A 12,574-nucleotide genomic window follows, 5' to 3' on the forward strand; every position below is an offset into this window, starting at 1 on the left:
CGAAGTCCAGCTTCACATAGCCCAAACCACGCCGATTACCGGAGCGTGTATGCATCGGCCTGGCGCTGCCGGATAACTGTGATCTACTTCTCGCATCCTTTCTGTACCCGTGTGCTCAAGAGAACGGCAACGATACTTGACGCCATCTTTACCCTCCATACCCATATGAACGGCATGAGCAATTTCCCCTCGACGACCGCGCGCGTGCGTGTCCACTTTGACCGCTTCCTGAATGTCGTCGAACTGATCGGACTGGTCCTGATCGGTCTCGCTACGACGTTCGCCATGGTGCAGGAAACGTACAAGGTGCTGCTATCGGGGCAGGTGACGCTGACCGACCTATTGTTAATGTTTTTGTATCTCGAAGTGTTGACGATGGACGCGCGATATCTTCGCCTCGGTCAGCTTCCCGTCCGGTTCCCGCTCTACATCGCGATGGCTTCGCTGGCACGTGATCTAATCCTTCGCTTCGGAGACGCGGGTGAAATGCACATGCTAGCGACCGCCTTCGGTATTGTGATGCTCGCCGCCGGGATATTCATTCTTCGCTACGGACAGCACAAATACCCGGCTAGCGACGACGAGGGCCGCGAAGAGTTGCCTAAACGAACGGCGCGGTGACAATGCCGTCCGACACTCGCGAAAGCCGGTCGGCCAGCGATCCGGGCCGTGCGAGCACCTGAGCGCAGTGCCCCGGATAAATACAGGTTGCGAATGGCTGGTGCAGCGCTCCAGCCCGCCGGCATGATCATCTGGTCGCGATGACCACCGAACACGTGGTGCCCGCGGTCAATACCTGGCCGTTTGGGACAGTGTCGATCTTGATGCGCACAGGCACGCGCTGTGCCAGGCGCACCCAGTTGAACGTGGGGTTCACATCAGCCAGCAGGTCGCGGCTCTGCGGATTGTCGCGATCATAGATACCGCGCGAGATGCTCTCCACGTGTCCTTGCAACACACCGCCGCTCATGAGGCGTATCTCGGCTTTGTCGCCGACCATCACATGCGGCAGCTTGGTTTCCTCAAAATACCCATACACCCAGAACGAATTGCTATCGACGATGGCCAGCTTCGGGGTACCCACGCTCGCATAGTCGCCGCGAAACGTTTCAAGATTGGTGACATAGCCATCCACCGGCGAGAGCACCCGCGTGCGTTCGAGATTGAGCTTCGCGGCGGCCAGCGTGGCCAGTGCCTGCTGATAGGCCGCATCTGCAGCCGACGCCGTATCGGCCGCGTCTTCGCGACCCTCTTTCGAAACGACGAGACTGTCCAGATCCGCGCGCCGTTGTGCATTGTCGCGACGCATCTGCAGCTCGGCTTTACGTGCGGCCACCGCAGCCTCGGCCTGCTCGACGGCGATCTGGTAGTGCGAAGGGTCGATCTGCATCAGCAGGTCACCCTTCTTCACCAGCTGGTTGTCGTGCACTGACAGACCGACAATCTCGCCTGAAACGTCCGGCGCAATGTTGACGATATCGGCATTCACCCGCCCGTCGCGGGTCCAGGGTTCATCCATGTAGTGAACCCATAAGAGACGGCCAATCAGGATCGCGGCCGCGAAAACGACGGCCGTCGCGATAAAACCCAGAGAATTTCGGATGATCATGATTGGACTCTAATCAACGATAAACGGCGAGACCTAGCACGCCACATACACACACGAGAAGACTGGCCCGAAACAGGTTGGGGTGCCAGACGATGCGATACAGGGCCGTATAGGCAATCACACGATCGAGCAGCCAGCTCAGCGCGGCGCCGGCAATGAACAACAGCACAATGGTCGGCACGTACGCATCCAGGACAGCGACTTCACGTGGCATGGCGAACTCCTTGTTGCGCTTCGGCTCGCGAGCCCGGCAGCGTCTGGACCGTCTTCGGACTGTCGCTGGGTTCGGCGAGGCCACCGCCTAGCGCTGTCATAAGCGACGCGTACACGGAGAGGCGCTCGGCCTGAATGTGCGCGACGCCTTGCTGGACATGCAGCAACTGGCTCTGTGCGACCAGCACGTTCAGATAGTCGGTCAGACCGCGTCGGTAGCCTTCCCTGGACAGCTCATAGTTCTTGCGTGCGGTCGCAACCGAACGCCTGGCATCGTCTTCCTGTGTATCGAGCGAGCGGATCCGCACGACCTGATCGGCAACGTCCTTCAACGCGCTAACGATGGTCTGGTTATAGCGATCCACGGCCTCGTCGTAGCCCGCGTCCGCGGCGCCGAGTTGCGAGCGCAGCCGGCCGCCGTCGAAGATCGGCAGCGCCAGTGCGGGGCCAGCGGTCCAACTGCCGGCCGCCGAGCGCAGGAACTCGAACATCGGGCCGGCCGCCGCATAGCCGCCGATCGATGCCAGCAGATTGATGTCCGGATAGAAGTTGCCCTTCGCAACGTCGATGCCGCGTGCCTGGGCCGCCACCGTCCAGCGTGCCGCGACGATGTCGGGGCGATGGCCGAGCAGGTCGACGGGCAAGGCCGACGGCAGTCCGGCGGGCACGGACAGCGCGAGCGTCGGCCGCGTGATCGGGTCACCCGCGCCCGGGCCCTTGCCTGCAAGCGCCGCTAGCTGGTTGCGGCCCAGCGCGATTTCTTCTTCGAGCGCGTCGATCTGGCGCTCGTACTCGGGCAGCGGCGTTTCTGCCTGGCTGACGTCGAGCTGCGTGCCGAGACCGCCGTTCAGACGGCGCGTGGCGAGATCGACGATCTGCTGCTGCTGTTGCAGCGTGGCCTTGGCGATATCGAGCAGCGCGTAATTCATCGACATGCCGATGTACGTGCGCACCACGTTCCCTTCCAGTTCGAGCTGCGCGGCGCGTTCGTCTGCGGCGCTTGCATGCGCGATATCGAGCGCCCGCTCGGCGGTGTTCTTGTCCTTGCCCCACAGGTCGAGGTGATAGGACAACCCGAGGGTGCCGGTGTTGTTCCACGTGTTCGCATCGGCGAACGGACCCGGACCGTACCAGTCATTGTCCGGCCAGTGTTGCCGCTCGATCGACAGATTGCCGTCGACCTGCGGCGAGAGTGCCGCGCGCGCCACGCCCGCCATCGACTGCGCCTCGCGCACCCGTGCCTGGGCAACGGCGAGCGTTGGATTGCCGCCCTGAGCCGCCTTGATCCACGCGTCGAGTTGCGGATCGTTATAGGCACGCCACCAGTCGGCAACAGGCCACTGCGCGTCGGCATTGGCTGCACGCACGGCGGCGCCGGCATCAAGAGAGGATGCGTCGATTCCGCGTGCTTGTGGGGCGATACCTCGGGTACTGGCACAGCCGGCGATGACTAGCGAGATCGTAAGAACGGCGAGCGCGGCGATCCCTTTCTGTACAGGAATCTGCACGATTTCCTCTTCAATTATCTATAGAACCCAGGTTGTCATTGTTTCTTGCGACTGGGCGTAATAGTGCCGCGTTGTCGAAGAGCAGAAAGTAGACAGTTTGTGCATCCGGCGGAAGACACAGCCGAGATCGCATATGTACCCTGTCAGCTCATTTGCCGGTTCGGTCAGTTAGTCAGTTAATCGAACGGTTACGATGAGTACGCTGGTACGGACCCTGGCCTCACTGGAGGAAGCCGGGCTGGTGAAAGTCTTGATACAGGTTGACGGAATGGAAGTCGCGTCATTGTGCGCTTGCGGTCTGGCTGTATGTGCGGCACTTTGCGCGTCCGGGGATTAATACTTCGCGACGTACCATAAGCCGCCCCGGCATTGAAGGGCGGCCCATTGCCAGACGCTTTAGCCGCCCACAAGCGACATTCGTACGGTCGGGTAAGTCTTCTTACCCGTTCTGGAATACGCGGAACTCCGTGTCGAGGAATACTGATCGTCCCGATTACTCCAATGCTTTCGAATCTCAGAAGCGAGTTGCAATGGTGATTGCATCTCGCCAAGCAGAGGTTTCAGGTTAGCCGAATGCGTTGCGAACAGACAGAGGAATAGTTGCCCATCTGCTGATACCCGCGCACGGGTACAACTTCCACAGAACGGCTTCGACACGCTCGAAATAAATCCTATTCTTCCCGCTCCGTCTCCGTACTCGTAATTGATCGCCGTATCATTCAACCGGTCTTTCTCCACGGGAAGAAGTGGGTGGACAGACTCAATTGCGCGACGAATCTCGTCTGATGTGACGACCTTCTGCTTGTCCCACAATCGCGCGCCCCCCACGTCCATGAACTCGATGAAGCGAACGGTCACTCCTGTATTACGGAAATATTCCGCTATAGGTAACACCTGTCCATCGTTGGCACCCCTTTCGACAACCATGTTTACCTTAATTGGCTCAAGGCCGACTGCTACTGCGGTTTCGATACCGTGTAGCACCGTGCCGACAGGGAATCCGACACCGTTCATTTTCCCGAAAACATTGTCATCCAGAGCATCAAGGCTCACCGTAACCCGTCGCAATCCGGCATTCCGAAGGTCAGCCGCCTTTTTGGCAAGCAACGCGCCGTTCGTCGTCAGGCTGATTTCCACGTCTTCCCCGTCAAGGGTCTTGAGTCGTGCAAGTCTCTCGATCAAAAACTCGAGATTCTTTCTCAGCAACGGCTCTCCTCCAGTAATCCGGATTTTTTCGACACCGAGCCTGACAAACGACTCGGCCAACAACACCATCTGATCGAATGAAAGAATCTCTGACGAAGGAAGAAACGGATAGTCCTTGGTGAAGACGTCCTTCGGCATGCAGTAGGTACATCGAAAATTGCACTGATCGATTACCGACAGACGTAAATCCTTCAACGGTCGGCCGAGCAAATCCACACATTCTGCTTCGTCCAACGCCACCGCCGAACGAGAGCGACGTAACGCGTCATTGTTTGCAAGGTCATATTGAGTCGAACCCACCCCAGCCTCCGTTGAAACATCGGTATGTCGTATCAGTGCCCGGCCGTCGGTCCGTTCTGGAAACGCTAAAAGTCGACCGTGGGAACTTACAGCCAGCATACCGGCAGGGGTCATTCAAGACCGGTACAGACCGCCTGATTGTCGAAGAACACAGAAGAGCGTGGACCACGCCCGAATTGGCTCGATGCGTCAGATTGGGCTTGGGACAGCGAGGAGCGGCAGCTCCGGTTCAAGTGATCGAGGCGGAATGCTCCAGGATCCGGCGAGTTCTGGGCGTTGCGCCCATGCAAGGGCTATCGGGCGCTGGCCGCGACCAGCTTTGCCACCGTCTGCACCGCTCGTTCGATCTCCGGACTCCACGCGTAGCTATAGTTGAGACGTATAAAGTTGCTGTAAGCGTTCGAAGCCGAGAACATATTGCCGGGGGCAATCGTAATCCCATTCTCCAGCGCAAGCTGGTAAAGCCTCATCGAGTCGACTTTTTCGGGTAACTCTACCCAAAGGACGTATCCGCCGGCCGGAGTCGAAGTGTGCGTGCCCTCCGGAAAGAAACGATTGACCATCGCTTTCATCAGATTGGCCTGTAGAGCGTAGAGCCGCCGAATCCGACGCAAATGGTGTTCGTAGCCGTCATTCTGAAGATACTCGGCAATTGCCAGTTGCTGTAAATTCGGCGTTGTTAGTGTGTTGAGAAATTTGAGCTTCTCAACCTGCTCCCGATAGCGGCCGGGGAGCGCCCAGCCAATGCGGTGGGCGGCAGTGAGGGTCTTCGAAAACGAGGCGCAATGGAGCACCAAACCTTGCGTGTCGTAAGATTTCAATGACCTCGGGTGAGCGTCGCCGAAATAGAGTTCGTTGTAGACAGCGTTCTCGATAACAGGCACGTCGTACCGCGTCACCAGATCGACGAGCTCGCGCTTTTTCTGTTCCGTCATCTGGAAGCCGAGCGGGTTCTGGAAGTTCGGCATGACCATGCATGCGGCGATCTTCTGATTCTCCAGAACGTCTGCGAGCACGGTAAGATCGATGCCCTCCTGGGCATCCGTCGGGATCTCAATTGCACGCATTCCCATGCGCTCTATGGCGTGGAGCATTGCGTAAAAGGTTGGCGACTCGACGACAACCGTGTCACCGGGCTTGCCTACTGCCTGCAGGCACAGGTTAATCGCCTCCGTGGCACCGATCGTAATGATCATTTCATTTGGATCGATCGACGCCCCATTCTCGAGGTAGCGTCTTGCGATTTGACGAATCAGATTCGGATTGCCTGGCGGCAACGCGTCGGTGACGCCCCATATCCCCTTTTTCTTGCTCATCGCGTGCGCGTAGCGATTGATCTTATCGGAGGGAAACAGGTCTGGGTCCGGATAAGGCGAGCCAAGCGGAACTGCCTCATCGGTCCCAATCGAGCGCAGCGTCGATAGCACCAGACGGCTAACGTCCACCTCCGACGACACGACGATCGGCTTTGATGTACGCAACTCGTGAGCATTGCCGTCTGAATTGGCGTCAAGTAGACGTACAAAATACCCTGACTGCGGACGGCTTTCGACAACGCCTTTGCTCTCGAGCAGCAAATACGCGCGGATGACAGTGGTGATACTCAGTTGGTGGTGCTGACTGGATTGCCGAACTGAAGGGATGCGGTCACCAGGACGAAACACGCCCTTACGGATCGTCGCTTCGATATCGCTGGCCAGTTTTTCATAGAGCTTCACAGGTCGTCTCAATCGCAAACGCTGCGCCATCGGCTTCCAGAACCGTTCGCAGCCGGTAGAACATGACGCAAGTGTACTCCTTTGGAGCACAGATTTCGTCTCCACGCACCTATTGAAACTGTGCTTCATGGAGCACAGCGGATGTGTGCGCTTTGCGCCCAGTTCAACGCTCTTATGCTTCGGCTACCGAATGCGCGACGCGGCGAAGCCCAATGGACGGATACCTCGAAGCGCGAAGTCAATGGAGCCGAGGTCATGGAAAAGCCGAAAGAGAAAGGGCGGATTGAGCCCTACCACCATCCCGCCGCCGGTTGGGGCGCGTTGAAGTATGTCGCCATCAATCTGATCAAGGAGAAAGTCTCCGGCGGCAACTATCGCGCCCTCTTCAAGCAGAACCAACCGGACGGCTTCGATTGTCCGGGATGCGCGTGGCCGGACCGTCAACATGCCTCGACTTTCGAGTTTTGCGAAAACGGCGTCAAAGCAGTCGCCGCGGAAGCGACGACCAAGCGCGTCACGCCGGCGTTCTTCGCGGAGCACACCGTTGAAGAATTGATGAAGCAGACCGACTATGACCTTGAGCAGCATGGCCGACTGACGGACCCAATGGTTTACGATTCGCTGACTGACAAATATAAACCAATTTCCTGGGACGATGCCTATCGGCTCATCGCCACGCATCTCAACAAGCTGGACAGTCCGGACCACGCCGCCTTCTATACCTCGGGCCGCGCAAGCAACGAAGCAGCGTTCCTCTATCAGTTATTTGTTCGTATGTATGGTACGAACAACTTCCCCGACTGTTCGAACATGTGTCATGAAGCGACCAGTCGAGGCCTTCCGACAACCGTCGGAATTGGCAAAGGCACGGTCACGCTGGACGATTTTGAACACGCCGATACGCTCCTGATCTTCGGTCAGAATCCCGCAACCAACCATCCGCGGATGCTCGGGGAACTGCGCGACTGCGCGAAGCGCGGCGCGACCATCGTCTCGATCAATCCGCTCCGGGAGCGCGGTCTGGAGCGCTTCTCGAGCCCGCAACACCCGCTCGAAATGCTGACGATGTCCAGCACCAAGATTGCCTCCACATTCATCCAGCCCAAGCTCGGCGGTGATTTTGCGCTGATCAAGGGCGTCGCAAAGCGGGTGATCGAACTGGATGACGAAGCGATCGAACGGGGCGATGAACGCATTCTCGACGTTGAGTTCATCAAGGAACACACCTTGGGCTTCGAATCCTTCGCCGCCGATCTGCGTGCCGAAAGCTGGCCGGCTCTCGAAGAAGAGTCGGGTGTGCCTCGCGAGGAAATTGAAGGGCTCGCGCGTATCTATGTGAACGGCAAGCGCGTCATCGCGACGTGGGGCATGGGCATTACCCAGCACAAGCACTCCGTGCCAACGGTGCACATGCTGTCGAATCTGATGTTGATGCGCGGCAATATCGGTCGTGAGGGTGCAGGTCTGTGTCCAGTACGCGGGCACTCGAACGTGCAGGGCAATCGTACGGTCGGCATCGAAGAAAAGCCGTCACAGGAATTCCTGGATCGCTTAGGGAATATATTCGGCTTCGAGCCACCACGCGAGCATGGCCTCGACGTCGTGGAAACCATCGAACATATGCTCGAAGGCCACGTGAAGGTGTTCCTTGGCCTCGGCGGCAACTTTGCCATAGCAACCCCGGACACCCCACGAACCTTCGATGCGCTTCGGTCATGCAACCTGACCATGCATATCACGACCAAGCTCAATCGCAGCCATCTCGTTCATGGTCGGGACGCTCTGATTCTGCCGACCTTGGGTCGAACGGAAATCGATATCCAGGGCGGCGTGTCGCAAGGCGTCACGGTGGAAGACTCCATGAGCATGGTCCACATCTCCTACGGCATGAGTATTCCGGCCTCGAAGAATCTGATGTCCGAGACGGCCATCGTCGCCAATATCGCCCATGCGACGCTAGGCAACGCCAAAGTTGACTGGTTGGGACGTGCCCGGAACTACGCACTGATTCGCGACGACATGGAAAAGGTTCTCGTCGGCTTCGACAACTACAACGAGCGAATCAAGCATCCCGGCGGTTTTCATCTGCGTGTCGCCTCCCGCGAGCGCGACTGGCTGACCGCTACGGGCAAAGCGAATTTCATCGTCCACAAGATCGAAACGGACACGCCTATCCGGCGCGCCAAGGCGCTTCACGGCGAACGCGTCATGACGTTGATGACCACCCGCTCGCATGACCAGTACAACACCACGATCTACGCCCTCGACGACCGCTATCGCGGCGTTTTCGGACAGCGCCGGGTGGTGTTCGTCAATCCCGCGGATCTGGAAATGCTTGGCCTCAAGGCTGGCGAGTGGGTCGACATGACGACAGTCTGGGACGACGGCATTGATCGAAGTGCCGACTCGTTCCTGCTCGTCGAGTACGACATTCCGCGTGGGTGCATTGGAGCCTATTACCCGGAGACTAACCCGCTGGTTCCATTGTCCAGTGTCGCAGACGTGTGCAATACGCCCACCTCCAAGTCGATCCCGGTGTTGCTTCATCGTTCCGGGCCGCCCGCCGCCGCCGCATAACGCGACGCCCTTTAGACCAGCCGCGCGCCGTTTGGCGCGCTTGCCTTCCAATTCGCTCCTTTTGGTGATCGAAATGCCTGTAGAAGCCTTACATCTGGCGCGAGGCCAGTTTGCAATGACGGCCATATTCCACATTCTGTGGCCGATTCTCACCATCAGCCTCTCGGCATTTTTGCTGGTAGTTGAAACCCTCTGGGTTCGAACCAACGAGGTGGTCTGGTATCGCCACGCACGATTCTGGAGCAAGCTTCTTGTTCTCAATTTCGCCGTGGGAGTTGTGAGCGGCATCCCTATGGAATTCCAGTTCGGTACCAACTGGGGACCCTTTTCGGAGTACACCGGACAGTTCTTCGGCAACATTCTCGGCTTCGAAGGCGCAATGGCATTCATGCTCGAAGCGGGCTTCGTCGGCATCATGATGCTCGGCTGGGAACGTGTGCCTAAGCCAGTGCACCTCTTTGCTACCAGCATGGTCGCTCTGGGTTCGACCCTCTCGGCGTTCTGGATCATGGTCGCAAACTCCTGGATGCAGACTCCCGCCGGTGTGGAAGCGGTCAATGGCAAACTGGTGGTCACCGACTACGCCAAGGCCATCTTCAATCCCGACATGGTGTGGGGCGTTTCGCATATGTGGTTCGCGGCGCTCGAGACCGGACTGGTCGTTGTCGCCGGCATTTCTGCCTACTACCTCTTGAAGCGCCGCAACCCTGAATTCTTCGTCCGCTCTTTCAAAGTCGCGCTGGTGTGTCTTGCGTTCGTCGCCCCTGTCCAGATCTGGCTAGGCGATTCAAGCGGCGTCGATGTCTTTGCAACGCAACCGGCCAAAGGCGCAGCTATCGAAGGCCACTGGCAGACCAATGCGCCGGGTACCGGTGCACCCTGGTCCTTGCTCGCATGGCCGGACAAAGCCAAACAAACCAATGACTGGTCTCTCGAAGTTCCTGGACTCCTGAGTGTCCTCGGCACGCACACTCTGCACGGCCAGGTGACGGGCCTTGCCGACATCCCCGTTGCCGACCAGCCGCCGATGTTGCCCCTGCTCTATTACGCGTTCCGCGTCATGGCGGGCATCGGCTTCCTCTTCATGGTTCTGGCGTTCTGGACAATCTTTGCTCTACGCAAGGCACGTGGCCGCCTCGACGCCCTGCTCGCCCAACGCAAATTGCTGCTCGCATGGGTTCTCGCCATTCCGTTGCCGTATATGGCGGTTGAATGCGGCTGGATCGTTCGCGAGGTTGGTCGTCAACCGTGGGTCGTCTACGGCCTCCTTCGCACGGAACAGGCTGCTTCCAACATATCGGCAACAGCGATCAGCGGAAGCATGATTATGTTTGCCACGTTCTACGCCATTCTGATCACGTCGTTCTTTATCTTTGCTCGCCGCTGGTTGAAGAAGGGCCCGGACCTCACGCTGCAGCCACCGGCTGAGACCACTCCGCGGACCGCACCTCACGCCTCGGTTGAATACTAGGACTCACGTCACACCCGCTTAAATTCATCCAGATAGGTACCCCAATGAATCCAGCTTCTACTGAGAGCCTGTTAAGTCACGCGTGGTTCGGCATAATCGGCTTGATGCTCGTGCTTTACGTCGTCACGGACGGCTTTGACCTCGGCGTCGGCATCCTCACCTTGTTTCGCCCCAAGGAGTCGGAACGCAATCTCATGATTCAATCGATCGGCCATGTCTGGGACGCCAACGAAACATGGCTTGTCGCACTCGGAGGCGCGTTATTCGGCGCGTTTCCGTCCGCGTACGCAATGATATTGTCCGATCTGTACGTCCCCATCATGGTGCTGATTGCGAGCATGATCATGCGTGGCGCAGCCATCGAATTCCGGCACGCCGCGACGGGCAGCAAGCCCGTCTGGGACCGTATCTTTGGTGTGGGTAGCCTGCTCGCGGCAATTTGCCAAGGCGTGATCCTCGGAAAGATTCTCACGGGTCTGCTTCCCGGTCATCTGCACTTGACCTTCGTCACGGTCACCGCAATTGGAGTCGTGTCTGGTTACGTGTTGCTCGGTGCAACCTGGCTGGTCAAGAAGACCACCGGCAGCCTTGAACAGACCGCACGGCGCTATTCCATCGCGGCCGTATTCACAACCGTGGCCGCCGCGATTATCGTCTCTGCTGGAACGCTGGTCATCAGCCCTGTCGGCGTCAGCCGCTGGGACCAGCACGGGGTGATGAGCATTTTGATTGGACTCGCCGTACTCGCGGCTTTGGCCGTCTGCTACATCTTGTACTCGGTTCATATGGGCAGCGAACATGGTCCTTTTGCCGGCTCCGCCGTCCTGTTCATTGCGTCCTTTGCGGGGCTGGCGACCAGTCTCTTCCCGTATATCGTTCCTGGCCAACTGAGTGTGGCGTCAGCAGCCTCTGATAGTTCGACACTCACCTTCATGCTGTTTGGAATTGGCACCGTCTTTCCAATCATGATTGGCTACAACCTGTACCAGTACCACTTGTTCCGCGGCAAGGTCGCTCCCGTTCATCACTAAACGACCCGTCGCTCGGCATGCGAAAGTCCGAGCCGCCACGAACATCGCGTAATAACATTGGAGAGAGTCCGTGCTGTGCAATCTTCCGACTGATCATTCCGGCAGCGTGGTACGTCCGGTCTCCCGCCTGTGGCAGGGCGTATTGGATACCACTGTAGACAGCGTTGCCGTGGAGGTACCCGTCGCACTCGTGTTCAATGGAATTTCGCACGCGGTCATGATGGCTACTCCGTTGGATCTGGAAGAATTCGCGATCGGTTTTTCCTTGACTGAGAGTATCGTCGACCGGATCTCCGATGTGTTCGAGGTGGACGTGGTACATCACGCGTCCAGCATCGAGATCCAGTTGACGATTGCGCAAGGTGCATTTCAGCAGTTAAAGGGCAAGCGCAGAGCGCTCGCTGGACGTACAGGCTGCGGAGTCTGTGGTATCGAGAGCATAGAGCTACTCGACTTGCGGCCAGAGAGAGTCCCTCTTCACAGCGCTTCCGTTGCAGTGACGTCCCGCGCTATCGAACGTGCCGTCCTTCAGTTGCCGGATAAACAGACCTTGATGAAACAAACCGGTGGTGTTCACGCGGCAGCATGGTGTTTGACAGATGGCACGATCACGGAAGCATTCGAGGATGTCGGTCGACACAACGCTCTGGACAAGCTGATCGGTCGACTCGTACATCGTCGCGTCGACTTGCAAAGCGGCTTTGTTTTTCTCTCTAGCCGGGCGAGCTATGAACTCGTTCGAAAGTCAGCTCGTGTCGGCATTCCGATGCTGGCAACCATATCCGCGCCTACGTCCCTCGCCATTCAGATTGCTCAGGAGGCAGGGATACGCTTGCTGAGCTTTTGTCGCCGGAATGGATTTGTCGAATACACGGCAGCGCCAACTGCACATTCACCGAACGGGTTCGCACAATGAGTGACACTCTCGAGGCCCAGGAAAC

10 protein-coding genes are annotated in these 12,574 nt (G+C 58.1%); 5 read left to right on the forward strand and 5 right to left on the reverse strand.

All coding sequences use genetic code 11. The annotated features are described in order from the left end of the window. Nucleotides 1-165 precede the first annotated feature (165 nt). Nucleotides 166-621, forward strand: coding sequence for a phosphate-starvation-inducible protein PsiE (locus tag RI103_RS36105; protein ID WP_409077071.1), 456 nt, complete (start codon nt 166-168; stop codon nt 619-621). A 127-nt stretch (nt 622-748) separates the two neighbouring features. Here RI103_RS36105 and RI103_RS36110 read toward each other — a convergent pair whose 3' ends face one another. From RI103_RS36110 to RI103_RS36130, 5 genes are all read right to left on the reverse strand, one after another. Then, on the reverse strand, nt 749-1,609 hold the full coding sequence (locus tag RI103_RS36110; RefSeq protein WP_310818839.1) for an HlyD family secretion protein: 861 nt from the start codon (nt 1,607-1,609) through the stop codon (nt 749-751). Nucleotides 1,610-1,622: 13 nt separating this feature from the next. After that, nucleotides 1,623-1,823, reverse strand: a complete 201-nt coding sequence (locus tag RI103_RS36115) for a DUF1656 domain-containing protein (protein WP_310818840.1) — start codon at nt 1,821-1,823, stop codon at nt 1,623-1,625. Next, on the reverse strand, nt 1,813-3,330 hold the full coding sequence (locus RI103_RS36120; RefSeq protein WP_310818841.1) for an efflux transporter outer membrane subunit: 1,518 nt from the start codon (nt 3,328-3,330) through the stop codon (nt 1,813-1,815). Before RI103_RS36120 ends, RI103_RS36115 begins: the two co-directional genes overlap by 11 nt. A 396-nt stretch (nt 3,331-3,726) precedes the next feature. Then, the gene (gene moaA / locus RI103_RS36125) at nt 3,727-4,776 is read right to left on the reverse strand and encodes a GTP 3',8-cyclase MoaA (protein ID WP_310819395.1); all 1,050 of its coding nucleotides are present in this window, start codon (nt 4,774-4,776) and stop codon (nt 3,727-3,729) included. 353 nt (nt 4,777-5,129) lie between these two features. Beyond that, on the reverse strand, nt 5,130-6,554 hold the full coding sequence (locus tag RI103_RS36130; RefSeq protein ID WP_310818842.1) for a PLP-dependent aminotransferase family protein: 1,425 nt from the start codon (nt 6,552-6,554) through the stop codon (nt 5,130-5,132). Between the two features lie 255 nt (nt 6,555-6,809). Here RI103_RS36130 and RI103_RS36135 point away from each other — a divergent pair, with 255 nt between their 5' ends. From RI103_RS36135 to fdhD, 4 genes are all read left to right on the forward strand, one after another. After that, a complete protein-coding gene (locus RI103_RS36135) occupies nt 6,810-9,131 on the forward strand; it encodes an FdhF/YdeP family oxidoreductase (RefSeq protein WP_310818843.1) in 2,322 nt (773 codons plus the stop codon). 73 nt (nt 9,132-9,204) lie between these two features. Further along, nucleotides 9,205-10,602 (forward strand): cytochrome ubiquinol oxidase subunit I, encoded by a 1,398-nt coding sequence (locus RI103_RS36140; RefSeq protein ID WP_310818844.1) that lies wholly within the window; start codon nt 9,205-9,207, stop codon nt 10,600-10,602. Between the two features lie 44 nt (nt 10,603-10,646). Then, nucleotides 10,647-11,633, forward strand: a complete 987-nt coding sequence (gene cydB, locus RI103_RS36145) for a cytochrome d ubiquinol oxidase subunit II (protein WP_310818845.1) — start codon at nt 10,647-10,649, stop codon at nt 11,631-11,633. Nucleotides 11,634-11,706: 73 nt separating this feature from the next. After that, the gene (gene fdhD, locus RI103_RS36150) at nt 11,707-12,549 is read left to right on the forward strand and encodes a formate dehydrogenase accessory sulfurtransferase FdhD (protein ID WP_409077072.1); all 843 of its coding nucleotides are present in this window, start codon (nt 11,707-11,709) and stop codon (nt 12,547-12,549) included. Nucleotides 12,550-12,574: the final 25 nt, after the last annotated feature.

Source organism: Paraburkholderia sp. FT54 (genome assembly GCF_031585635.1).
GTDB lineage: Bacteria > Pseudomonadota > Gammaproteobacteria > Burkholderiales > Burkholderiaceae > Paraburkholderia.